At 50.7% G+C, this 25,657-nt stretch carries 19 protein-coding genes and 1 tRNA gene; 13 read left to right on the forward strand and 7 right to left on the reverse strand.

The window, feature by feature from the left end; all coding sequences use genetic code 11:
• Positions 1-187 precede the first annotated feature (187 nt).
• From J2Y43_RS08180 to J2Y43_RS08205, 6 genes are all read left to right on the forward strand, one after another.
• Entirely contained in the window at positions 188-3,094 is a 2,907-nt protein-coding gene (locus tag J2Y43_RS08180; RefSeq protein WP_309992822.1) for a gliding motility-associated C-terminal domain-containing protein, read from the forward strand.
• Between the two features lie 287 nt (positions 3,095-3,381).
• Positions 3,382-6,234, forward strand: a complete 2,853-nt coding sequence (locus J2Y43_RS08185; protein ID WP_309992820.1) for a gliding motility-associated C-terminal domain-containing protein — start codon at positions 3,382-3,384, stop codon at positions 6,232-6,234.
• A 92-nt stretch (positions 6,235-6,326) separates the two neighbouring features.
• Positions 6,327-7,205, forward strand: a complete 879-nt coding sequence (gene fabD, locus J2Y43_RS08190) for an ACP S-malonyltransferase (protein ID WP_309992817.1) — start codon at positions 6,327-6,329, stop codon at positions 7,203-7,205.
• Positions 7,206-7,271: 66 nt separating this feature from the next.
• Positions 7,272-7,342 (forward strand) — tRNA-Gln (locus J2Y43_RS08195).
• Positions 7,343-7,590: 248 nt separating this feature from the next.
• Positions 7,591-8,196 carry a TetR/AcrR family transcriptional regulator gene (locus J2Y43_RS08200; RefSeq protein WP_309992816.1) on the forward strand — a complete coding sequence of 202 codons (606 nt, stop codon included), beginning with the start codon at positions 7,591-7,593 and terminating at the stop codon, positions 8,194-8,196.
• A gap of 98 nt (positions 8,197-8,294) precedes the next feature.
• Positions 8,295-9,797, forward strand: coding sequence for a polysaccharide biosynthesis C-terminal domain-containing protein (locus J2Y43_RS08205; RefSeq protein ID WP_309992813.1), 1,503 nt, complete (start codon positions 8,295-8,297; stop codon positions 9,795-9,797).
• A gap of 6 nt (positions 9,798-9,803) precedes the next feature.
• On the opposite strand, the gene J2Y43_RS08210 is transcribed toward J2Y43_RS08205, so the two are convergent.
• Both J2Y43_RS08210 and J2Y43_RS08215 read right to left on the reverse strand, forming a co-directional pair.
• On the reverse strand, positions 9,804-10,550 hold the full coding sequence (locus tag J2Y43_RS08210; RefSeq protein WP_309992811.1) for an ABC transporter ATP-binding protein: 747 nt from the start codon (positions 10,548-10,550) through the stop codon (positions 9,804-9,806).
• A 21-nt stretch (positions 10,551-10,571) separates the two neighbouring features.
• Complete coding sequence (locus J2Y43_RS08215) at positions 10,572-11,300, reverse strand: ABC transporter permease (protein WP_015813410.1); 729 nt, start codon at positions 11,298-11,300, stop codon at positions 10,572-10,574.
• A 62-nt stretch (positions 11,301-11,362) separates the two neighbouring features.
• Here J2Y43_RS08215 and J2Y43_RS08220 point away from each other — a divergent pair, with 62 nt between their 5' ends.
• From J2Y43_RS08220 to J2Y43_RS08230, 3 genes are all read left to right on the forward strand, one after another.
• The gene (locus tag J2Y43_RS08220; protein ID WP_309992806.1) at positions 11,363-12,073 is read left to right on the forward strand and encodes an SDR family oxidoreductase; all 711 of its coding nucleotides are present in this window, start codon (positions 11,363-11,365) and stop codon (positions 12,071-12,073) included.
• 73 nt (positions 12,074-12,146) lie between these two features.
• The gene (locus J2Y43_RS08225; RefSeq protein WP_106599595.1) at positions 12,147-13,055 is read left to right on the forward strand and encodes an ROK family protein; all 909 of its coding nucleotides are present in this window, start codon (positions 12,147-12,149) and stop codon (positions 13,053-13,055) included.
• 59 nt (positions 13,056-13,114) lie between these two features.
• Positions 13,115-13,825, forward strand: a complete 711-nt coding sequence (locus J2Y43_RS08230) for a glycosyltransferase family 2 protein (protein WP_223406459.1) — start codon at positions 13,115-13,117, stop codon at positions 13,823-13,825.
• A 33-nt stretch (positions 13,826-13,858) separates the two neighbouring features.
• Here J2Y43_RS08230 and J2Y43_RS08235 read toward each other — a convergent pair whose 3' ends face one another.
• Both J2Y43_RS08235 and J2Y43_RS08240 read right to left on the reverse strand, forming a co-directional pair.
• The gene (locus J2Y43_RS08235) at positions 13,859-15,382 is read right to left on the reverse strand and encodes a hypothetical protein (protein WP_309992804.1); all 1,524 of its coding nucleotides are present in this window, start codon (positions 15,380-15,382) and stop codon (positions 13,859-13,861) included.
• A 2-nt stretch (positions 15,383-15,384) separates the two neighbouring features.
• Positions 15,385-17,196: a carbohydrate-binding protein gene (locus J2Y43_RS08240; RefSeq protein WP_309992802.1), complete on the reverse strand. Its 1,812-nt coding sequence runs from the start codon at positions 17,194-17,196 to the stop codon at positions 15,385-15,387.
• Positions 17,197-17,531: 335 nt separating this feature from the next.
• On the opposite strand from J2Y43_RS08240, the gene J2Y43_RS08245 reads away from it, so the two are divergent.
• A complete protein-coding gene (locus tag J2Y43_RS08245; RefSeq protein ID WP_309992799.1) occupies positions 17,532-17,822 on the forward strand; it encodes a helix-turn-helix transcriptional regulator in 291 nt (96 codons plus the stop codon).
• A gap of 192 nt (positions 17,823-18,014) precedes the next feature.
• A complete protein-coding gene (locus tag J2Y43_RS08250) occupies positions 18,015-19,388 on the forward strand; it encodes a hypothetical protein (protein ID WP_309992796.1) in 1,374 nt (457 codons plus the stop codon).
• 7 nt (positions 19,389-19,395) lie between these two features.
• Here the strand turns inward: J2Y43_RS08250 and J2Y43_RS08255 are convergent, their stop codons facing one another.
• From J2Y43_RS08255 to murB, 3 genes are all read right to left on the reverse strand, one after another.
• Positions 19,396-21,441, reverse strand: coding sequence for a T9SS type A sorting domain-containing protein (locus J2Y43_RS08255; protein ID WP_309992794.1), 2,046 nt, complete (start codon positions 21,439-21,441; stop codon positions 19,396-19,398).
• A gap of 99 nt (positions 21,442-21,540) precedes the next feature.
• Positions 21,541-22,773: a hypothetical protein gene (locus J2Y43_RS08260; RefSeq protein ID WP_309992791.1), complete on the reverse strand. Its 1,233-nt coding sequence runs from the start codon at positions 22,771-22,773 to the stop codon at positions 21,541-21,543.
• 6 nt (positions 22,774-22,779) lie between these two features.
• Complete coding sequence (murB, locus tag J2Y43_RS08265) at positions 22,780-23,796, reverse strand: UDP-N-acetylmuramate dehydrogenase (RefSeq protein ID WP_309992789.1); 1,017 nt, start codon at positions 23,794-23,796, stop codon at positions 22,780-22,782.
• 189 nt (positions 23,797-23,985) lie between these two features.
• Here murB and J2Y43_RS08270 point away from each other — a divergent pair, with 189 nt between their 5' ends.
• Positions 23,986-24,474 carry an SPOR domain-containing protein gene (locus tag J2Y43_RS08270; RefSeq protein WP_309992786.1) on the forward strand — a complete coding sequence of 163 codons (489 nt, stop codon included), beginning with the start codon at positions 23,986-23,988 and terminating at the stop codon, positions 24,472-24,474.
• Between the two features lie 54 nt (positions 24,475-24,528).
• Positions 24,529-25,641, forward strand: a complete 1,113-nt coding sequence (gmd, locus tag J2Y43_RS08275; protein ID WP_309992784.1) for a GDP-mannose 4,6-dehydratase — start codon at positions 24,529-24,531, stop codon at positions 25,639-25,641.
• The last annotated feature ends 16 nt before the right edge of the window (positions 25,642-25,657 follow it).

Consider the following 25,657-nt stretch of genomic DNA (forward strand, 5'->3'; position numbering starts at 1 on the left):
AAACCGCGCCGTTTATTTATAATCATTATTAAGAATTATTTAGACTGATTAGCCTTTGCAAAAGCAAGACGCTCAGGGCGAACGCCTCAGCACATTCTTTCCAACTATTTTGTAACCGAGTAGCACACATTTTCAAACATGTGTTTCGTTGAGTTGTTACATCACCGAACGACTAACGGACCTACCCATGCCCAAACCTCTATTTTTCCGGATTCTTACTGCAATCCTGATGCTGACAGCGCCGTTCGGCCAGGTTTTTGCCACACACTTTCGGGCAGGGGAAATCACGGCGAGAAGACTCTCGCTCTCATCGCCTACCTACGAAATCAAACTCACCGGCTATTTCGATATGGTGAGCGGGCCAGATGCCGCCAACCGCCAGGATCAGGTCGTTTTTACGATCAACAACACGACGGGGACCGGGGAGCCGGAGTTCATTACAGCGCCTAGGATCCCGCCGATTGTCGATATCGGCAACAATACTACCCAGAACGTTTACATTGCCGTCTACACATTCCGGACAACGGGCGCCTACCGCATTTCCGTAGAAGAGGATGCACGCAACCAAAGTGTGCTGAACATCGGGCCGAAGCCCACCAATAGCCTTAACTTTTACGTGAGCACGACGCTGGAAATCAATGCCGCTTTCGGCTTGAACCGAACGCCGGTTCTCCGCAACGCTCCTATCGACCTCGCGGCTGTGGGCCAGCGTTACATCCACAACCCCGGCGCGTTCGATGCCGATGGCGACAGCATTGCCTACCGGATGTTTGTCCCCCAGCGCGCAGGAACCAACGGCTTGGGTATGAATCTTGAATATAACGATCCAAACCTGACGACCCCACCCGGCCAGACCGAGGCCGGTGCTTCCCCCGCGACATTCAGCATTAACCGCATAAACGGCGACATTATCTGGGACGCTCCCGTCACTAAAGGATATTATAATGTGGCATTTGTCGTGGAAGAATGGCGCGATGGCGCGCTCATCGGGCAGATCGTCCGCGACATGCAGATCATCGTGGTAGACGCACGCAACGACCGACCCGTTTTGCCCCCGTTACAGGACATTTGCGTCGAAGCAGGAACGCTGATTAACCAGAAGGTTGTTGCAACAGATAAAAACGGCGACAAGCTGACACTTACGTCCGCGAGCGGCACGTACGATGCTACATTGATCAAACCTCCGCTTGCTACTTTCACTGTTGCCAACCAGGGCGCCCAGGGCAGCGTTACCGGGACGTTCCTATGGCAAACATCCTGTGACCATATTCGGATGGGCCCTTATGGCGTGCTGTTCAAAGTGGAAGATGGCCCATCGCCCACCTTTCCAAATCCCTCGCTGTTTAGGAAACTGGCCGACATGACGTCATTTAATATCCGGGTCTACGGGCCAAAACCGACAGGATTGAAGGGCACCGCCGTTTCCGATCCTACCGGAACGGCCTATCGCCTCAACTGGGATGCCTATAAATGCCAGATTGCAGGAGCCAAAATCGCTATTTACAGGGCCGAAAGATGTACAGACCTTCAAGAGGATGTGTGTAGGCCGGGTATTCCTGCCGGCTCTGGTTACGAAGAAATTGGAAGGGTGGATATTAACCAAACCACATTCCTGGACTACAACGGTGGTGAAGGCCTCCGGGCAGGTGTTTCATATTCCTACCGCATCGTGGCCCTGTTCCCAAGACCAGGCGCCAGCCCTACCGACCCAGGCTACCTGATCGGTGGCGGGGAAAGCCTTGCTTCCGCGGAATATTGCCTTAACCTCCCATTGGCCATGCCGGTTATTACCAATGTGACTATTGATTCTACCAGCACCACCAGAGGACAGATCACCGTGAAGTGGATCAGACCAGCCACCGCAACCGGGCTGCCTGCTCAGTACCGCCTTTACAGAGCTACCGGGCAAAATGGTACCGCTTTCACCAAAATAGCCGACATCAACACCAACCTCACACCGGGAGCCGCCGACACGCTTTTTGTCGATAAGGGGTTGAACACTGAGGCCAATGCCTACAATTACAAACTTGAATACTACACCACAGTAAACGGACAGCTCACCAAGTTCGACGAAACAGAAACGGCCAGCTCCGTAAGGCTCGAACAGGCCGCGGCCCAGCCCAATCAGGTAGGATTGAAATGGACCGCGCTCGTACCCTGGGACAATGGCAACCGCGTGCACCGTGTGTACCGGGAGGATAAAACAAAGCCGGGGACTTTCAACCGCATTGCCGAAGTTGCCGTAAAGGGGCCGCAGACATTTGTTTATTCCGATGATGGTACCGATAAATATGCCGCCGACGGAACAGTGAACGTGACCATCGTCAAGGACTCTACCTATTGTTATAAAGTGGAAACGGTGGGTTCATACAACAACAGTCAGATCAAGCCTTCGGTACTTTATAACTTCTCGCAGATACTTTGCGTTTCCTCGTCGGATACCACCAGGCCTTGTCCGCCGGTGCTAACCCTCGACCCGCTCAATTGCGACTCGCTCAGAGCGCATCCGGAAGCATTTTGTACCCCATCAGGATTTACCAACCATTTGACATGGGAGTATCCTGCCCAGGTAGGTGGAAAAGACTGCGACCCGCTCGTAACCGCTTACAGGGTCTATTATGCAAGATATGAGGGTGACTCACCTATATTGATCGCCACTGTCACCACCCCGCCTTCACCGCTGCAAACCAGCTTCGACCATACGGGGCTCGCTTCATTTGCAGGATGCTATTATGTAACGGCCGTTAACCGCTTCGGAAGTGAAAGTGCGCCAAGTAACACCGTGTGCCGCGATAACTGCCCGATGTTTGTATTGCCAAACGTTTTTACGCCCAATGGCGACAACAAAAACGACACGTTCCAGCCATTGGAATGCCCCGCATTTGTTCAATCACTGGAATTCAAGGCTTACAACCGCTGGGGTGCATTGGTGTACTCTACCAAGGATGTAAACATCAACTGGGACGGCAAAACCAATGGCGGAAAAGACCTTGCAGCGGGGCAATATTATTATGAAGTAACCATCTATTTCGAATCTTCTAAAAAACAAGGCACGGAGACCAGCATGAAAGGCTGGGTACAATTGCTGAGATAGCAATACAAAATCACATCAGAGCGCTATTTGTGCTGCTTTGGGACTTTGTTACAATTCGTACATGATTTATAAAGTTGTTTTGTATGTTTACAAAGCGACACATTATATTCATTCCCAAAGCACACATTTTTACCTGAATTTTCGTTGATTTAACGTACCTGACAGGAGAAATGGCCCCTGCCATTACCTCCCTATCATTATTAGCTCGACACAGATTTATGCGCTCTGTTTTACGAATCCCATTATACCTGTTCTTCCTGGCTTTGCTGTGCAGTGGCTTTCAAGCCATGGCTACGCACATACGCGCGGGCGAGATCACTGCCCGCAGGCTTTCTCCCGCAGGCTCGTCAGTCCACACCTACGAGATAAAGCTCACAGCCTATTTTGATATGCAGAATGGCGAAGGGGCTGCCAATGCTCAGAATTCGGTATTCTTCACGATCGGCCCTCCGAGAATCACCGAAACCTCCACCGTTGACGTCATAGAAGCGCCTCGTATTCAGCCAATTCCAAACATTGGAAACAACACGACGCAGAATACCTACATTATTAATTACACCTTCCGTTCGGCAGGGCAATACCGCATTTCCTTCGAAGAGGACAACCGGAACAACAACGTACTCAACATCGGTCCGCCGCCCACACAGAACCTGAACTTCTATGTGAGCACGATCCTGGAAATCAATTCCAATTTCGGAAAGAACCAAACGCCTGTACTGCTCAATGCGCCCATCGATGTGGCGGCGGTAGGACAGCGTTACATCCACAATCCCGGCGCATTCGATGCCGATGGCGATAGCCTTGCTTACCGGATGTTTATCCCCCAAAGAAGCGGTGTAAAGGGCACAGGTATCAATTTGCAATACAAGGATCCCAACATGGTAACACCTCCGGGGTCCACAGAAGCAGGCGCATCACCTGCCACTTTCGGTATCAACCGGATCACCGGCGACCTGATTTGGGACGCGCCTGTTACGAAAGGGTATTATAACGTCGCATTTGTCGTCGAAGAATGGCGGGACGGCGTGCTCATCGGGCAGATCGTCCGCGACATGCAGATCATCGTCGAAGACGCCCGCAACGACCGGCCGGTGATTAAGCCTCTGGACGATATTTGCGTCGAGGCCGGCACGCTGATCAACCAGCCCGTAACAGCTACGGATAAGAATGGCGACAAACTTACGCTCACATCGTCGGGCGGTGTTTATGAAGCATCTCTGATTCCCCCGGCCGTTGCGAAGTTTACGGTTGCCAATCAGGGCGCCCAGGGTACCGTCAATGGTCTGTTTACGTGGCAAACCTCTTGCGCCCATATCCGTCTGGAAGCTTACGATGTCCTTTTTAAAGTGGAAGATGCGCCGGGTCCGAGTGTCCCTAACCCGTCTCTGTTCCGGAAGCTGGTCGACATGACCACCGTGAACATTAAAGTCTACGGACCAAAACCGACTGGTTTAAAGGGCACCGCCGTTTCCGATCCTACCGGAACGGCCTATCGCCTCAACTGGGATGCCTATAAATGCCAGATTGCAGGAGCCAAAATCGCTATTTACAGGGCCGAAAAATGTACAGACCTTCAAGAGGATGTGTGTAGCCCGGGTATTCCTGCCGGCTCGGGGTACGAAGAAATAGGAAGGGTGGATATTAACCAAACTACCTTCCTGGACAACAACGGCGGTGAAGGCCTCCGGGCAGGTGTTTCATATTCCTACCGCATCGTGGCCCTGTTCCCTAGGCCAGGCGCCAGCCCTACCGACCCAGGTTACCTGATCGGTGGCGGGGAAAGCCTTGCTTCCGCGGAATATTGCCTTAACCTCCCATTGGCCATGCCGGTTATTACCAATGTGACTATTGATTCTACCAGCACCACCAGAGGACAGATCACCGTGAAGTGGATCAGACCAGCCACCGCAACCGGGCTGCCTGCTCAGTACCGCCTTTACAGAGCTACCGGGCAAAATGGTACCGCTTTCACCAAAATAGCCGACATCAACACCAACCTCACACCGGGAGCCGCCGACACGCTTTTTGTCGATAAGGGGTTGAACACGGAGGCCAATGCCTACAATTACAAACTTGAATATTACACCACGGTAAACGGACAGCTCACCAAGTTCGACGAAACCGAAACGGCCAGCTCCGTAAGGCTCGAACAGGCCGCGGCCCAGCCCAATCAGGTAGGATTGAAATGGACAGCGCTCGTGCCCTGGGACAATGGCAACCGCGTGCACCGTGTGTACCGGGAGGATAAAACAAAGCCGGGGACTTTCAACCGCATTGCCGAAGTTGCCGTCACCGGACCGCAGACATTTACCTACGTCGATGATGGTACCGATAAATATGCCGCCGACGGAACAGTGAATGTGACCATTGTGAAGGACGTTACCTATTGTTATAAGGTAGAAACGGTAGGCTCTTACAACAACAGTCAGATCAAGCCTTCGGTACTTTACAACTTCTCGCAGATACTTTGCGTTTCCTCGTCGGATACCACCAGGCCTTGTCCGCCGGTGCTAACCCTCGACCCGCTCAATTGCGACTCGCTCAGAGCGCATCCGGAAGCATTTTGTACCCCATCAGGATTTACCAACCATTTGACATGGGAGTATCCTGCCCAGGTAGGTGGAAAAGACTGCGACCCGCTCGTAACCGCTTACAGGGTCTATTATGCAAGATATGAGGGTGACTCACCTATATTGATCGCCACTGTCACCACCCCGCCTTCACCGCTGCAAACCAGCTTCGACCATACGGGGCTCGCTTCATTTGCAGGATGCTATTATGTAACGGCCGTTAACCGCTTCGGAAGTGAAAGTGCGCCGAGCAATACCGTGTGCCGCGATAACTGCCCGATGTTTGTATTGCCAAACGTTTTTACACCCAATGGCGACAACAAAAACGACACGTTCCAACCATTGGAATGCCCCGCATTTGTTCAATCACTGGAATTCAAGGCCTACAACCGCTGGGGTGCATTGGTGTACTCTACCAAGGATGTAAACATCAACTGGGACGGCAAAACCAATGGCGGAAAAGACCTTGCAGCAGGGCAGTATTATTATGAAGTAAAAATCTATTTCGAGTCGTCGCAAAAACAAAGTGTACCTGTGACCATGAAAGGATGGGTGCAGCTGCTGCGGTAGATTCTTTTTTCTTTCACATTCAAGTATTTCCTTTGTAGCCCGGTTTTTTACCGGGCTTTTTGTTTCATCATGAATAACCATAAATCATCCATATGAAAACGGCATATGTTTTCCCTGGTCAGGGCTCGCAGTTCAAAGGAATGGGTCTGGATCTTTACCAAAGTTCCGACTCCGCCAAGGCACTGTTTGAAAAGGCGAATGAAATCCTCGGTTTTGAGATCACGAAAATCATGTTCGAAGGCACCGACGAGGAGCTGAAACAAACCAATGTGACCCAGCCGGCGATATTTATCCACTCCGTGATTCTGGCGAAAATCACACCCGATTTCGCACCGAACATGGTAGCGGGCCACTCGCTGGGCGAATTCTCCGCTTTGGTTGCTGCCGGAGCCCTTTCATTCGAAGACGGCCTCTCGCTCGTAGCAAAACGCGCGGCGGCCATGCAGAAAGCCTGCGAAATCCGCCCGTCGACGATGGCTGCGATCCTGGGCCTTGCCGACAACGTGATCGAAGAAATCTGCGCCGGCATTACGAATGAGATCGTCGTACCGGCGAACTATAACTGCCCGGGACAAGTGGTGATTTCGGGAACCATCGAAGGTGTAGAGCGCGCCAATGAACTGCTGAAAGCCGCGGGCGCAAAACGTGCTTTGGTACTTCCCGTGGGCGGTGCATTTCACTCGCCATTGATGGAGCCAGCCCGTGAGGAACTCGCAGCGGCTATCAACGCGGCACAATTCGAGCAGCCTATTTGCCCCGTTTATCAGAATGTGAATGCCAAGCCGGCCACAGAAGTAGCCGTTATTAAAGAAAATCTGATCTCGCAGCTCACCGCTCCGGTAAGATGGACTCAGTCTGTGGAGCAAATGGTGGCCGACGGCGCAGAAATCTTCATCGAATCGGGCCCGGGCAAAGTTTTGCAAGGCCTTGTAAAAAAGATCGCTAGCAACGTTGAGCTAAAAAGTATTTAATTTTTTTCCCAAAAAGCTTGACACATTACTCTACTCCCATTACTTTTGCACCACTGTTTACGGTTTTGGCCGATGGTGTAATGGTAACACAGGACATTTTGGTTGTCTTATTCAGGGTTCGAGTCCTTGTCGGCCAACAGTAATCGAAGAGCTCATTTTTCAATGAGCTCTTTTTTGTTTCCATCCCATTCTCACTCCTAACCTTAGAATTCTTCCAAATTTCGGAGGGTAAAAGGCCATTTAATAGCATTTCCAACTTTTTGCGACCTTACGGTGACATTAAGGAAACCTTTTTAAAAATTTGGTTACTTAATGTAACTTTTCTGCTATAAAATTTGGATATGAAATGTTACATTTACTATGTTTTAACCTAAACAGCACCCATATGAAAGTAGAAAAAGTAAAAAAGCGTGATCGCGAGCGCACGAAGAGTAAAATACTCAAGGCGGTCGGCGAAGTAATTGAACAACATGGCACCGAAAAAGTGGGCGTAAATTTGATCGCCCGCACTGCCGGAGTCAACAAAGTCCTGATTTACAGGTACTTTGAAAGCGTAGATGGCCTGATGGAACAATACGTCAGGTCGGGAGAGTACACGTCAACCCTCAGCACAGATTACATTGACAACATCCCGGAGCTAACACCGGAAGAACGGAACAAAGCTCTCACGTCCCTCATGCACACTTTCACTAACGATCTGCGCCAGCGTAAAGCTACGCGTGACCTGCTCCGCTGGGAGATCGGAACCGGAAAGTCGATGCTATCAGACGCCCGCAACCAGATTGCGACGCGTATCCTCAGCAAAATAGGCGACCTGCCCTATTACAATGACACCAGCGCGTTAATCGCATTCATTTCAGCAGGCATTTATTTTTTGACTATCTCCTCTGATTATCGTGAAAAAATGCTTGACGTGGACCTTCAAACTGACGAAGGCTGGAAGCGTATCGAGCGCGTAGTTGACAGTATTATCTCGGATGTCCGAGGTTGACGATAAAAAACCACAGGCCCTTCTCCTCAAACGGGAAGGGCCTTTTCCGTTTATTGGCAGTTACTCTTCTATATTTGCGAAGGAAAATCCCGCATTGAATGAGCGTACTGAAAAAACTGGCCAGTGAAACCGCCACCTACGGCATCAGCACCATGCTGGGCCGCTTTTTGAACTACCTGCTGGTGGCCCTGCATACCAAGCTTTTTGAACCTCAGCAAATCGCCGCACAAGGGCAGTTATTTGCCTACGCCGGCCTGGCGCTCGTGCTTTACACATTCGGTATGGAAACGGCATTCTTCCGCTTCGCACGCGAGGAGAAGGACCGGAAGCAGTATTACGACCTGATATTAAGCGCGGTGATCGTGGTCAGCCTGCTCTGTTCCACGTTCATGTTCGTTTTTGCCGGGCCCATCGCCGAGCTGATCAAATACCCGGATTCCGCTTCGATCGTGCAGATGTTCGCGATCATCATGGCCACCGACGGCATTGTATCGATCCCGTTCGCAAGGCTACGGCTAGAAGGCAAGGGTAAAAAGTTCGTGATCATCCGGGTTACCAACATCCTCATCAACATCTTCCTGAACTTGTTCTTCCTGCTTGTCTGCCGCGACATTCATGCCGGAAAATACCTGACATTCCTGCAACCGGCCGTAGACCTGTTTTACAACCCGCTGCACGCACCGGATTATATTGTACTCGCCAACCTGATCGCCAACCTGGCGTTCTTCTGGATGCTCCGTAGGGAATTCGCCGACTTCCGGTTTGTATTCAATAGCAACCTTTTCAAACCTGTTTGGGTTTACGCATTCCCTGTATTGATTATGAATATAGGCGGTGTATTGAATATGCTCTTCGACCGGGCGTTCATTCAGTTTCTGTTGCCGCAGGGCTTCTATCCCGGCCGCAGCAACGAAACCGCCATCGGTATTTACGTGCAATGCTATAAGCTGTCGATCTTCATGAACCTGGCGATCCAGGCATTCAAATATGCCGCGGAGCCCTTTTTCTTCTCCAAAGGCGAGGACAAGAACGCGCCGCCGGTATTCGCGAAGGTTACCAAGTATTTTATCATCATATGCGTGCTCATGTGGGTGGGCATATGCCTGAACCTCGACCTTTTCGCCAAGTTGTTCCTGAAAAAGAAGATCTATCACGAAGGCCTGGGCGTGGTGCCCTGGTTGCTGGCAGGCTATCTGTTCCTGGGTGTGTATTACAACCTCGCTACGTGGTTCAAACTAACCGATAAAACGCAGTACGGAACCTGGCTCACGCTCACAGGTGCAGGCATTACCATCGCGACCAGCTTCGTGCTTGTACCACAAATCGGCTACCACGGGTTCGCGATCGCGTTTGCATTATCCGGCTTTGTGATGCTTGCGCTCTGCTACTATTTCGGGCAAAAATATTACCCGGTGCCATACGATCTTGCCTCTGCGATAGGCTATATCGGCGGCGGTGCGCTGCTGATTTACGCCTCCTCCATGTTTAAAATACCAAATCTGTGGATTTCCGTGCCGGTGCACATGACCGTGTTCGCGGTGTGCGTAGTGATGGTGTTTTTGCTGGAAAGGAAAAATATCCCTGCGTTCCGGAAGCGGTAATGCAGGCTATTCCTGCATTTCGCGCAGCAGTTTATTGGAGAAAAGGAATTCTTTCAGTTCGGGCACGTCGGTTTTGGTGATGTCCGTGTTGACGCCCTCCCAGAGTTTATTCCCCTGATAAAGGAACATGATATTCTGCCCGATTTCCATTACCGAGTTCATATCGTGGGTAATGATGATGGTGGTGATTTTGTATTCCTCCGTAATCTCTTTGATCAGCTCGTCGATCTTGACCGATGTGAGCGGGTCGAGACCGGAGTTGGGTTCGTCGCAAAACAGATAGGCCGGGTTCATTACAATAGCCCGCGCAATACCCACACGCTTCTTCATCCCTCCGCTGATCTCCGACGGCATCCGTTTCGCGGCCTGTTCCAGCCCTACCCGCTGCAAACAGAATGCCACACGCTCGCGTTTTTCTTCGGGCGATTGAGTGGTAAGCATATCGAGCGGAAAGCGCACATTCTCCTCCACCGTTTTGGAATCAAACAATGCCCCGCCCTGGAAGAGTACGCCCATCTCACGGCGGATCGACTGCTGGGTTTCTTTGTCGCAATGGTAAAAATCGCGGCCATTATAGAGCACATTGCCCTGGTCGGGCTTCACGAGGCCGATCATGCATTTCAGCAACACACTTTTACCGGTACCGCTGCCTCCGATGATCAGGTTCGTTTCCCCTTTCTGAAACTGGGCCGAAATTCCTTTTAAAACTTCCTTACCGTTGAATGCCTTTGAGATATTATTGATTTCAATCATTTTGTGTCCGGTTGAGAACGCTTACAAAAGCAGCTGTGCGAGCAGGTAATCTGCGACAAGAATGGAAATACAGCTGTTGGTCACCGCCTGTGTGCTGGCCTTACCCACCTCCAACGCACCGCCCGACGTAAAAAATCCCTTAAAAGAGGAAATAGAGGCGATGAGGAAGCCGAAAACGAAGGGTTTCACACACATGAAAAAGATATTGTAGGGTACGAAGGAATCGCGGATACCGTATAAATAATCCCGTTCAGTGATCACGCCGGTGAGTGTTCCCGCCAGGTAACCGCCCAATATGCCCAGGAATGCGGAGAAAATAACGAGCATCGGAAATGTAAGCATCGCTGCTACCACTTTCGGAAGCACCAGGTACGACGAGGAGTTGATCCCCATTACTTCCAAAGCGTCGATCTGCTCGGTAATGCGCATGGTACCGAGCTCACTGGCGATATTGGAGCCTACCTTTCCGGCGAGTACAATACAGGTAATCGTGGGTGCGAGCTCGAGTATCTCCATGTCGCGTACAATCAATGCAACAGTAGAAATCGGGATAATGGGGCTGACCAGGTTATAGGCCGTCTGAATACAAGACACCGCGCCGATAAACGTGGAAACGATCGCGACGATGAAGATCGAGCTCACGCCAATGCCTACACATTCCTCCATCAGCCTCCGCCAGTAAACCGATAATTTCTCGCCCTTCCCGAACAGCGTCCCTAAAAAAATGAAGTATTTACCGATTACAGACATGATATCTTAATTGTATTCAATATTTTCGGGAAAATTAGGCAAAAAAAGAAGTAATCAGAAAAATGAATCCATTAGCGGTAGTAACCGGTGGAACAAAAGGGATCGGAAGGGCAGCGATAGAGAAATTTTTAGCACAAGGCTTCGATGTAATTACCTGCGCAAGAAACGAGAGCGACCTGCTCGCACTGCAACAAACATTCAGCGAAAGTTTTCCCCAATCAAAACTGACTTATTTAACGGCCGACCTCTCGGTACGGGCTGATGTGGATGCCTTCATTACATTTATCCACAAACATAGCGCCCCGGTGGAGGTACTTATCAACAATACCGGCGTATTTATTCCGGGGCAAGTCCATAACGAAACGGAGGGCACGCTGGAAAAAACGATGGAAACCAACCTGTACAGCGCCTACCATCTCACCCGCGGCATTTTGCCCGGCATGATGGGGCAACAAAAGGGCCATATTTTTACCATTTGCTCCACAGCCAGCATTATCGCCTATCCAAATGGCGGGTCTTACTGCATTTCGAAGTTCGCATTATACGGGATGACCAAGGTGCTACGCGAAGAAATGAAGCCCCACAAAGTACGTGTAACGGCTATTCTACCCGGCGCGACGTATACCGATAGCTGGAAAGGCACCGAGCTGCCAGAAGACCGTTTTATGGATTCTGGCGACGTGGCCGAATCGATCTGGGCTGCCTATGCATTGTCTCCCAGGGCAGTGGTGGAAGAAATTCTGATCCGCCCGCAGCTGGGAGATTTGGATTAATGAGTGAACAATAGAGCAATTTTACTAAATTGCCGCATTTTTAAAATTATTTATTAAACCCATATTTCATTTCATGGAACAATACCTCGGTATAGACGTGGGCGGTACTAACGTAAAAATGGGGATCGTTGACGCTACGGATGGAAGAATCTCAAATTTTTACAGTCACGATACTGCCAGCTGGCGCAGCTCCGGGCATTTTATAGACAGATTAGGCGATGCAATTGCACTCCAACTCGTTGAATATCCCGAAGTCAAAAAAGTAGGGATCGGTGTTCCGGGGCTCATCTCCCGCGACAGGACCACGCTGATCGAAATCACGGCAATCCCCGAAATCGACGGGATCACCATTGTTCCGGATTTGAAAGCACGGTTTCCGCAGCATGATTTTTATCTGGAAAACGACGCGAATGCGGCTGCTTTGGGTGAATACTATTTTGGCGAAGACAAACTTCCGGAAGATTACATTTTCGTAACCCTCGGTACCGGTATCGGCGGCGCGGCGATTATCGACAAGAAGGTATTCAAAGGCGGCGGCGGTAATGCGATGGAGCCCGGCCACGTTCCTTCTAAAAACGGAAAGGTCCTCGAACGTAACATCGGTAAGAAAGAACTGCTCGACATGGCAAATGCAATGCGCGCAGCTTACACAGGCACTACCCAACTTCCTGCCGACGGCACCATTTCAACAACCGGCCTGGTAGCAGCTGCTTCGGCAGGCGACGAACTGGCAAAAGCTGTTTTCCATGAGATGGGTTACCTGCTGGGCGAAGGGCTCGTTTCGATGATCCGGATACTCGATATCACAACAATTTTGATCGGTGGTGGTATTTCTGCCTCATTTGAGTTTATTTTGCCGGCAATTAACGATCGTTTCAAGTACTGGCTCACGCCTTATTACCTGAAAACAATCAATATCAAACGCGCAACGCTCGCTAACGACGCCGGACTCCTGGGAGCAGCTTCATTGTGTTTTGAATAACGAATAACCCCGAAACAATAACGATTCACTCTTAAACAGTCTCACTATATCTTTCCCTGATGAAATTATCGGTTATCGTTCCTGCCTACAATGAAGAAAAGACAATCCGAAATGTGCTGGATAAACTTAAATCCGTTGACCTGATAGGTAATTTTCAAAAGGAGATTGTAATTGTAAATGACTGTTCTGCCGACAATACGGAGGCAGTTGCTAAAAAATTCATAGAAGAGAATCCTGAGCTGGAAGTGGCTTACTTCCGGCATGAATACAACCAGGGGAAAGGGGCGGCATTGCATACAGGCATCCGCCGCGCCACGGGCGACTACATTATCGTCCAGGACGCCGATCTTGAATACGATCCCCAGGAATTCAATATATTGCTAAAACCGGTTATCGAAGGATATGCGGATGTGGTGTATGGCTCCCGCTTCATGGGCGGAAGACCACACCGCATCCTTTTTTTCTGGCACACGATCGGGAACAAGTTCCTGACATTCCTGAGCAACATGTTTACCAACCTCAACCTGACGGACATGGAAACATGCTACAAACTCTTCCGCGCCGACCTTCTGAAAAGCCTGAAACTGGTCGAAAACCGCTTCGGCTTCGAGCCGGAAGTAACGGCCAAAATCTCCAAAATCCCCAAAATCCGCATTTACGAAGTGGGCGTTTCCTATTACGGCCGCACGTATGATGAAGGCAAGAAGATCAACTGGAAAGATGGCTTCCGGGCTTTGTATTGCATTGTAAGATACGGCCTGGGAAGCTAAGCTCCCCGCAAACGTACCAGGAAGGCTGAGCCATTAAATATCCAGCATTACCACGTGGATACCACTTCCACAAACCGTGCCGGTATAGCTTTTAGCCGGGTTAGTCGGATGTTTGATCTCGATGGTATGACGGAGGTTATCCGCGTACATATTGAAGTAATACAAAACCATCTTGTTGCCTGAAATGCGGCACCGCGCAATACCCCTCTTGGCAAAGTAGGCGCTGACTATGTCACAACCCGATGCCTTCCGGTCGATCCACGCATTGCCGTCGAGGCGATAGGAGCAATAGTACGGCGTTCCACCTGCAACGCTCCCGCCCGTTTGCATCCACAACAAATTTCCAAAATAGCTGTAATCACTGCTGACAGCCAGCGGCGAATAAAAGTCCTGAGGCGGCAAACCTACCCCCAATTGGTAGTAGTAAGGAAACGCCGCCGGACCACCCGCATTCGGCCGCCAGTAATCCATGCTTTGGTGTACAGGTTGATAGTACCCGATGGGCTTCTTGCTGGCCGGCTGTTTCAGGAATGTGCCCCAATCGACAAAGACGTTGCCGTACTCGTGTGCCAGAAAGCCCATGAGGATCTGAAATGAAGGGTCATGCACCGGTTTATCGGCACGGAAAAATGTGCCTTCCGGGAATGTAACTTTGTCGGTAAACGATTCCGGAGCCCATTCGTGGTGGTTATAAAAGAACATTCCGGTGTATTTACCGAGTTTTTGCCAAAGCTCCATGCAAAAGAGCGTATTCATTGCCTGGTCCGGATTGAGATCGAATGCCCCGAAGTAAATACCCTCCATTACAGTATTGGTGCGTGACAACGTCCCGCCGGGATGAAACCAGGTTTTCATCTGCCATTGTGACGGGTCCTGCGTGTACATGACTTCCCAGTCCGCCTGGGTTTTGGATGTATTTCCAAGATAATAGGGGCCTGTGGCAAAGTAGTTATGGCAAAGGAAAAACGGTTTCTGATCCTGTGCCTTCTTTGCTTCGTAAAGTCCGGCGAGTTCATCATAGAATGAATGCCACATTGGCTTGTCAGCGGGCATAAAAGGGAAATTCTCCATCGTCTCCCCGATCCAGAGATTCGAGGCGTTTCCGCCGTTCCATATCTCATGTGCCTTCGCGCGTGCCTCCGCATCCGTAAACGGCCCGGTGGGCCAGCATTTCTTGTTGTAGCCGTCCACCCACTCTTCCGGCCCGGAGCAAGGCAAGCCGAATATCGTGGGGATGGTGGGGACGCCATTGTATTCCTTGTCGGGATAAGTACTCCTGAATGTCGCCACGGAACCCTCATTTCCCAATTCATTGCGGTTGTAATGCGTGCCACCCTTCGCGAACGTCTGCGCCCAGGTGTACGACTGCTTGGTAGGCGGTTTTACGAGCACGTGCCCCTGCGGCATTGTGATGTTCGGGCTCACTTCCATGAAGCCCGGCGCCTGTGAGGTGGGGTCGTAGCCGGCAGGAACGGTATTCTTAAAAGTGACGGGTATAGTTTGGGCATGGAGGGTCAGGGTGCCCAGGAGCACCCAAAGCAGGATCAGCTTTTTCATAGTCAGTTAAAGATAAAAGTGGTGAGACCTCCCCGCGCACCGGGTGCGAGCTGTGCGACGGCGTCGTTTTGGTAATAGTAGTTACAGCCTTCGGGCGGGCATGGCCAGCGGTTGAGCGTATCAAGTCCGATTTTCGTAGCCATTTTCACAACCCTGCCCGGGCTGCTCGACTGCCAGGGTTCATTGGTCAGGTTGGCCCCTGTTTTAAGCCATTTGCTACCTATAAAATAAGACCATTCATAGCCAGCGGGCAGACTTACCGTTCCGATATCGCTCAGCAACCAGCTTCCGGGATTAGCTGGGTCAGCGACAATCGACAACGTGAGTATTTCAGGAAAACCACTGGAAGAAATCTTGGGTACCAACGCAGGCGGTGCGCAGTTGCCTGCCTGCGCCACCGTGAATGCCTGGGATTGCCCACTCGTGCAGGTACCATTGCTGCTGAATGCGGTATAAGTACCCGCATTAACCGTCGTAAGGGCGGTACCACTCCCGGCGGCCGATCCGTTCAGCAGCCAACTCACATTGCCCGAGTAACCCGAGGCGGTGAGTGTTACCTGCTGATTGGTTGCCGGGCATACATTTGTTCCGGCCGTTTGCACAATGGCAGGTGTAATGCAGGTTGTCGTGCAACCCGTAATGGACAGGCCAACAAAGTTACTGGGTCCAGCGTGTGCTCCAATGCCCACATACTGGCCATGCCAGGAAGCAGTTACTGCTCCATCGATGGCATATTGCCAGCCCATGGCAGCCACATTCGGATCGGAACCGAAGGGCGTCCCTGAAAGTTTGGTAGCCCCGCTGTAAAATTCGATCTCGCGCAACTCGCCATAGCCGGTAGGACTGGCGGCATAGCGCACATGCTGGTAGGCCGTAGCATTCGGAAAAGTAAATTCCTGCCAGCTGCCCGTCGCATTCACACCAATCGTATAAATGTCCGTCCAGACCGACCCGTCGTTCGAGCCCTGAACTTTCGCTCCGTTGAGCCGGTTGAAATCCGCTGTACGCCAATGCAGCCTTACCTTGCTCAAAACGGGGCAGATCTGGCCTTCTCCCGTAACGCAAATCTTGTCCTGCCGGCAACTTCCGCCACCGGTACCGGCTATTTTCAAGGTCGATGCACCCGCGTTCAGGTTCACGGCGAAAGTGTAATCGGTGTAGGCAATATTCCATGAGCCGGAATTCGGTAACGAAATGCTCTGCGCATTACCGCCGTTGACCGTCACGCTCACTATCGGTGCTGCCGAGGAGTAGTAGCGCAAAGTAACCTGGTAAAGTCCCGCCGACGGCACATTCACCGCGTAATCTACAAAATGGCTGTACTGGTTCTCCGCGCCGCGCGTCTGGCCGTTCGAGGCATTGGGGTCGCTGGTAATGGGACCATTGGCACCGGGCATCAATTCCGCTTCGAGACATTGACTGAAAGCTTGGGTCGCTGTCTGCCGAGCGACATTCTCCGGTTCTTCTGCATCCTCAACCGCGATGGCCAGCTCTCCACGGTAAAGAAACCGATCAATTTCGGCGGAGTGCTTTGTTCCGCGCAGCAGCATGAATTTTCCCGAAGGCGGTTTCGATACAAACTTGCCCGTAAGCCTGTATGTGACCCGCTCTCCCGGTCGCAGCAGTTTCCCGGAAACCGAATGATAATAGTTACCGCCCGTTTGCACAAAGCCGTCGGGGAACACCACTTTCAAAACAAACTCGCCGTTCAGCGACTCCGGAAACAACCGAAGGTCCGAAAAGTCACGCATCGTACACTGAATGTCGATCGAGAACTCCTCTCCCACCTTCACCACGGATTTGTCCGCGGACATTGAAAACAAAACCGGATCCAATTCCGATTCATTTTCAGTTCTCGGGCCATTTGCAAACAAATGACTTGTATTAAAAAAAAGCAAACAGGTCAGAAAGTATCTGACAAAAGTAATATTAGTGTGCATGATAAAATAGGTAAAGTAGTTTCCGTAAAACTATATCTACTATTTTGCTTCACCTATTTCATTTACCCATCAAAACTTTACACCAAACCCCTCAATTATTGAGGGGTTTTTATTTTTAATAAAACAAATAACTTTGTTGTTCGTCGGATTATGTATTGCATTGTCGGCGATAAAACCCTTTTCAAATTTCCCTTATCAACACGCTATTCATGACTCCTGTATCAGAAAATGCTTCCATATTGCTGGTCGATGATTACCAGTCGATCAACCAGAGGCTCCTCCAACTCACTGACCGTGAATGGGACGTTCTTTCCTTCATCACGGATGGCCTCACCACCACCGAAATAGCCGCGTGCCTTGTCATTGAGCCCAAAAGCATTGAAAATTACAAGCGAAGGATCAGCAAAAAACTGAAAATCGGGGGCCGGAGTAACCTCATCAGGTTCTGCATTGTGAACCGGGATTACCTGCGGAAACTTTACATTCTGGCTCGTAAATAGCATTGAGAGTTCGCATTTACAAAGAGCCACCAACCGACTGATAATTCAAATAAGCTATACACACATTATTTTAATTAAATGCGAAACAAAACGCTCTATATCGTTTCAATCATTTATTTATTAATACCCAATATTATTTACTATTTATATTGGACCAAGGTGGCAGTTTCTTTAACAGGAATTGCATTACTCATGCATCTTCTCCACAAATGCATATTACAAGAAATCGCATTCCCCAAATCGATTATTCATGTAAAAGATATTTGTATCGCACTAGCTCTGGCGGTTGTTCTGACGCTCGCTTCCGGCATTACCGGTTTCGCATTTCAAACCATGGACCACTGGTGCCACAACGCGAAGTTCCAGGACCTCTTTCAAAACAACTGGCCACTGCGCTTTCCCGCCAACCGTCCGGTAATGGCCTATTACTTCGGATACTACCTGGTGCCGGCAGCTATTTCCAGGCTGGCTGGCGATATTTCACCGGTTGCAATCCTGATCTGGACGAGCCTGGGTATCGCACTAGGGCTTCTATGGATTTGTACGTCGCTGGATCGGAAGTGGTGGGCTGCCTTGCTCGTGTTGTGCGTGGGCGATTTTCCGAGAATTTTTAAAGGTGTCGCCTCGCATGGGTCCATTCAATTGTACAAGTATGAGGAGATTGGCGTCGAGCACTGGTCGAATATCGAGAATCTGTTCTGGGCACCGAACCAGTTTATTCCCTCGCTTATGCTAGGCGGAATGCTTTTTCATATGATCCGTCACCGGCTGGATTATGCATTGCTTTGCCTCCCAACGGCGCTGGCGCTTTGGTGGGCCGCTTTTCCGGCGCTGATTGCAGGCCTGGTCACCGCACTCTTACTGGTTTTCCAATGGATCCGGTGGGGCATTACTGTACGCAGACTGTTCCAACAGGTTCTGTTGCCCTCCCTCGCAGCGGTGCCTGTGCTGCTGTTGTTTCAGTCGCACCCGCACGCACCTCAGAATGGGCTGATATGGGAATTTCGGGGTGATATGGACAATCTGCTGCGGGAATACCTCGTGAATACCGTCACGGATACGTCGCTCTTTGTGTTTGCATACCTGATATCGCGCAGAGCCGGACTGCCGACCATTCCGGCGGTGCCGTTCTGGACGCTGATTTGCATTACCTTACTGTTTCCGCTGATCCGGGTCGGGAAAGTGAACGATATGCTGCTGCGCGGTATGATGCCGGTACTGATATTGATCGGTTGTTGTTTACTGTACCCGCTCGCAAGCCAGCCGCTGCCGAAAACTCTTACGATATTGCGGGGTAATACCAATTGCATTATCATCATGCTCGCGCTGGTACTTCCCGCAGCGGTGGGGATCGGGCGATTTTACCGTGCAGCGAGGCTTAACCGCATTACCGCATTATGGGGTTCGCCCAATGCGGAGTTCGAGGCGATCCCTTATGACGCGTATCCGAGCCTGTATGAGACATTACGTCAGCGCTGGTCACAGCAGGAGGCGGACCAGTACCTCGGAAAACCTGACTCGTTTTACGAAAAGTACATTGCCCCGCCTCCCGCGAAAGATCCTTAAAATATGCCTAACGTTTGATAAACTGCTGAGCAGTTCTCACGCCGTCCTGATTTTCAAAATTCAACAAATAAGTGCCGGTGGGCCAGTCGGCGACATTGATTTCCTCGCTTCTGGACGCTTTCAGGGCTTTCCGATGCAGAATTTGCCCTTTTGCATTGAAAATCGCCATTGCACCTGTCGCCGCGTTCTTGAACTCGACGCGCAGTATCCGGTCGGTCGGGTTCGGGAAGAGCTGCCAGAGCATGTTTTTGGCTCCGATCTCGTTGCCGAGGATCGGACTCAAATCAACCGATACGGTCGAATATCCTGACTGTGAAATCTCGCTGAATGCCTGGATTCGGTAAGTAAATTTTGCGTTGAGCTCAATGTTTTTGTCTTCGAACGATAACGACTGTCCATTGAGTATTTTCAATGTTTCGTACGGAGCCGAGTCCGATTTTTTGCGTTGCAGCACATAACTGGTAGCCGTCTCTATCGCGGGCCAGGTCAGTATCACCGAGTTATAAGTGCGGTTAGCCGAGAGCGCGACATTGGGCAATAGCATACCGATAGCCACATTGTCAAAAGAAAATGCACCGAGGCCCCGTTTATTCAATAGGTAGGGACCTGTAAAAATGCCGATATTGAATGAGTATGGCACTTGTAGTGGCAGATTATCCGGGTAGAACGAAGGCAGGTAACTCAATTTCGTCGCATTGGACGCCTCTTTAAGCGTTAGCGTCACCTGGTTTCCCGCCGCTTTTCCGGCAGAAAAGGCCGCTTTCTTTTCATCTCCATCCAGAAAAAAGAAGTTTTTCAGGCTCAATACAAGCGGTTTGCCGTCCTGTCCTTTTATCGTCGAGTCAGCGGGCCATTTCAATTCCTGGCCTTCGTCGAAGATCAGCGTAATTTCTTTTTTCTCCGCATTAGTATAGAATGCCTTTTTAATGTCGGGGCTCCGCACATTGTCCGAATCTTTTGAGCCGTAAATGCCGGGCGCGAAAAAGCGGTACATCCGGCGGCCAAATTCTTCGTATCCAGACCTGTGGTAATGTACACCGTCATAATCGGGTGTTCCAATGGCAGCGAAATGATCCGTTTTGGGGTAAATGTATTTAGTCCTTCTCAGGAAATCGCGTATCGAGCCTCCCGTCGGATTCGGCGTGTCATTTCTCAGGACAATGACGTTCGACTGGACAACCACAAACTGGTCGACCTGCGGATAATCCCGTACCCAGAATTTACGCAACTGGTCGAACTCGGTGGCATAATTAGGAATATTTTCGAACACTTCCTGCTCGCCGTGCATCCATATAAACGCCCTGATACGAGCAGGGTTAGCAACATTTACCCTTTTACGCAAACTGCCGTAAAGTGAGCTGATGCTCATAGAGTCGTTGGAACTGCGGTTACCGAGGAAATCGCTCAGTTTCGCACCGGGCAATGATCCGTTGATCACGCAGGTAGGAATGCTATCTCGTTCTAAAATCTCCTTTTGCATTTCCAGGCCCCACGCCCCCACGTACGTCCACGACCACGCGGCGGCAGTCCAAAGCGTGTCGCCGGGCAAGATCGCCGGGGTTTGATCGGGTGTGCGGGCGACAGTGCGGGCATATTTGCTCGACCAGGCCCCGAAAACTGTTGCAGCTGCATTGGATTGCCCGCTGATCACGTAGAAATCACCTGCTACCACCTCATTACGTCGCACGATCAGCGCCGAGTCGGCCTGGTGGCAGGCGTACACTTCAAAGGAGTAATCAGCCATCTCCGCCTTGATTTTCGGCGTCATGCTGAATGTCCCGGTCGTACCAGCGCCGTAAGTAATCGCCGATTTCTGGTAGCCAATCCGCACGTTGTTCCGGAATGTCACCACCGACATATGATCCCATCCAGCCAGCTCGATAACACCGGAAATGGGCACATCAGCCAGGTTGTCGTCCGCACGGGCGTACAATTGCATGTCGCGCGGCAGCCTATTGAAAACCACCGAGTAAAAACGCTGGGCGCTTGCGCTGCCTAATGTGCAGCAAAAAAGGAAGGAGAGCAGGAAAAGTTTGAAGTGTGTAAAGTTCATTTCATTAAAGAAGCTGTTTCTGATGGCTTGAAAAGTCTCCGGGCCCGGTCGGGCGCAGGTACACAAATGGCAGGTCAATGCCCGGTTATAAATATATCTTTAATATTTCACATTTAATGTCTCCGGTTTGTTACCGGCACGGCTTTCGGAAGGAAGCCAATGCTCGTCGTACATGGCCAGAAACCACAAAACCATGATCATCGGCAGGGAATACTTGTCCCAGGAGAGCTGTGCCTTACCCAGCAAGAGGATATTCAGCAGGAAAACCCAGGTAGCGAGGTTGAAGCGGGGAGATACAAAACGGACCAGCGTAACCAGCATAAGCACCCCGAAAACCAGCTGTTTCGGCAATCCGCTAATGCCGATTTTCATCAACAATTCATCTACATAACCTAAATACGGCCAGGTGAAATAGGGATTATAGGCCTGTTTAGCGGGAAAAAAGGCAATAATCGCGGCAATTATCAGCAGAAAACCAGCGAACATTGCCGGATGCTTTCGCGGGTATTCGAGAAAGTGCGAAATCCGGCGCGTTACCAATGTTTCCGGAATAATGTAATACACCGCTACGACTACCGATGCGTACATCAAATAGCCGAAATTGTAGTTCACCAGCTTGTCCGAGTCGTAGTGCTGATCGGCCATAACCGACGCGGGCGCGGGCCCATGCCAGATAACCACCCAGGGAACAATCGCGAGCACGGCCAGTGCATACCAGGCCCAGGCGGGATCGGCGAATATGCTTTTTACCAGAACTACCGGATTGGCGCTCCATTTTATGTTTTTAAACACTTCATAGGCCAGGATCGCCGCCGGAAATGCCAGCATATATTGGCGGCAGCAAACCGCCGCGGCCAACGACAGGAATCCCACCCAATGCCATTTGCGCAAGTAGGCGATTACGCCGCCGAGCGTGAACACCATCGCGAAAATGTCGGTGTAATAGTAGACGCTCACCAGGTAATAGTTGGGAAAAATCAACAACCCGCCCAGGCAAAGCCAGAAACGCTTCGTACGCTCGGGGCTGTACCAGACGAAGAGCATCAGCAATGCAAAACTCGTAAAAGCCGTGAGCAGGCGGAGGTTCTGGATGTCTTCCCCAAAAACACGTAATACCCAACCACCGAGAATGAACGGGATCGGGGTGTTCAGCTCATTGTAAGTTTGGAGCAGGTGTAACGAGGGGATCGGCTCGGTACTGAACAACACTGCCGTGGGCAGATAATGGTGTTCGTCCTGGTACGGATCGACGGTAAACCGCTCTTTCAGGAAGAAAACAAGGATAAATAATGCGAGCAGGGCAAATGAGGTATATAACTTTTTGCGATGCATAGGATACTATATAAAATTGACTTCTGCGTTGAGCCGGATGCCGAATTGCCCGGCCACCGACGCTTGAATTTTTTCTGATAATGCCTTGATCTGCGCCCCGGTACCGCCGCCATAATTGACCAATACCAGTGCCTGGCGCGCATGGACGCCGATTTCACCCTCGCGGTAACCCTTCCAACCAGCCCGTTCGATCAGCCAGCCGGCAGGTACTTTCACCGTTTCGGCATCTATCGGATAACCCGGCACCTCCGGAAAGGTTTCCCGTAATTGCGCAAACTGAGCAACCGGTATCTCGGGATTTTTGAAGAAACTTCCCGCATTCCCGATTTCGGCCGGGTCGGGCAGCTTGCTTCGACGGATTTGCATGATCGCCTCGCTGATGTCGCGGATCGTCGGGTTTTCGGCTCCCATTTCCTGCAATGTTTTTTGTACATCGCCATAAGCCGCATTTAAAACAGGCTTTTTGCTGAGCCTGAAAGTGGCCCCCGTGATCACATATTGGTGCTTCAACGCTTTCTTGAATATACTTTCGCGATAGCCGAATTCGCATTCAGCATTGCTAAAAATGCGTTTTTCACCACTTTCAATATTCACCGCCTCTACTGACCCGATCACACTTTTGATCTCTACGCCGTACGCGCCGATGTTCTGCATTGGAGCTGCTCCTACCGTTCCCGGAATAAGCGAGAGGTTTTCCACACCGCCATAGCCATTATCCACACAATGCATGACGAAATCGTGCCAAACCTCGCCTGCACCCACCGCGAGCACGACCGTTTCCTCAGTTTCCCCGATGACGGTGATACCCCTGATGTCGGGATGAATCACGAGCGCCTCGATATCTTGTGTAAGCAAAATATTACTCCCTCCGCCGAGGATGAATTTCGGTGTTCCCTTCCACTCAGGATCACGCAAAATGGCCGTCAATTCATCGACGGAGGTCACATTTATAAAATATCTGGCATCGGCATCGAGCCCGAATGTATTGAGATGACGAAGCGAAACGTTGGATTGTACTAGCATTGAAATCGGGGATAAACCGGGTAAAGTTAGGTATTACATTCAAAATTAAGTGGTATGGTGATTCATCCAATTTTGATTAAGTTTGTGGGCTCAGTTACAATGGTTCAGGATATGACGCTAAAAAAGAAATTTTTATGGGCTCTGCATCTTGGTATCATTCTGATTTCGGGTTGTGCCAAAAAGTCGGTTGTGAGCTCCGGTTCCGAGTACAGGGAAGATCTTTCCGCGGTCCGGCCACGCTATGAATATGTAGAACCCGCTGTCGTAACCCGTACAGAACCGGCGACGCCCGCCAAGAGCAACAATGTGCCGAAGGCTGATGTAGACAAGCCGCTGTATGTCAACAAGAAACTGGAATCGGTACTGGACACGCTGGCGAAGCAGAACAAGGCGATCCGCTACATCAATGGTTTCAGGATCCAGATTTACGTAGGAAATGTGCGGCAGGAAGCGGATGGTGCGAAGTCCTACATTTACCAGGCCTTTCCGGATTTGAACCCTTACGTTTCGTACACCCAGCCGACCTACCGTGTAAAGGTGGGCGATTTTATGTACCGGAGCGACGCAGAGCAATACCTCGATCTGATCCGTGAGCAATATGCTTCGGCCGTGATCCTCGCCGACAGGGTGGATATCAAGCGTAGCCTGATGGTCAACCCTGCTTCCGACCATAATTAATGTAATTACTTATTAACCGGATAACTTTATCCACATATACATACTACCAACAGAATGAAGAAAGCGCTAATTACAGGGATCACCGGCCAGGATGGTGCCTACTTGGCCGAGCTCCTTTTGAGCAAGGGATATGAAGTGCATGGTATCAAACGCCGCAGTTCGCTGTTCAACACCCAGCGGATCGACCACATTTATGAAGATCCGCATGAGAAAAATGTACGCTTTCACCTGCATTACGGAGATCTGAGCGATTCTACGAATATTATCCGCATCATCCAGGAAGTTCAGCCGGATGAAATATACAACCTGGGTGCGATGTCGCACGTGCAGGTAAGTTTTGAAGAACCTGAATACACCGCCAACGTCGACGGTATCGGAACGCTCCGCATCCTTGAAGCGGTTCGCTTGCTGGGATTAACCCAAAAGACCAAAATTTACCAGGCTTCCACTTCCGAACTATACGGATTGGTGCAGGAAGTACCGCAGTCGGAGCGCACGCCTTTCTACCCGCGCTCGCCTTACGCGGTTGCGAAGCTGTACGGTTACTGGATCACCGTCAACTACCGCGAGGCATATAATATGTTTGCGGTGAATGGTATCCTTTTCAACCACGAGTCGCCATTGCGCGGTGAAACTTTCGTAACCCGCAAAATCACCCGCGCGGTGGCACGTATCGCACTGGGCTTGCAGGACAAGGTATACCTCGGGAACCTCGACGCACAGCGCGACTGGGGCCATGCCAAGGATTTCGTAGAAGCCATGTGGCTCATCCTGCAACAGGAAACCCCTGAGGATTTCGTGATCGCGACCGGTGTTACCACCCGCATCCGCGAGTTTGTGAGAATGGCATTTGCAGAAGTGGGCATTGAGGTTGAATTCTCAGGCGAAGGCGTCGATGAAATTGCGAAAGTGGTTAAATGCAATAATCCTGAATTCCAGATCGAAATCGGCAAGGAAGTGGTAGCGGTTGATCCTCGTTATTTCCGCCCTACCGAAGTGGAATTGCTGATCGGTGATCCGACGAAATCAATGGAGAAATTGGGCTGGAAACCGAAATACGACCTGAAAGCGCTCGTAAACGACATGGTTGCGGCCGACGTTCAGTTGTTCCGCAAGGACCGTTTGCTGGAAAGCAGCGGCCACCGTGTTCCCAACTACTACGAATAAGATTTGTGCAAAACAT

The organism is Dyadobacter sp. BE31, from assembly GCF_031457695.1.
In the GTDB taxonomy this organism is placed as follows: domain Bacteria; phylum Bacteroidota; class Bacteroidia; order Cytophagales; family Spirosomataceae; genus Dyadobacter.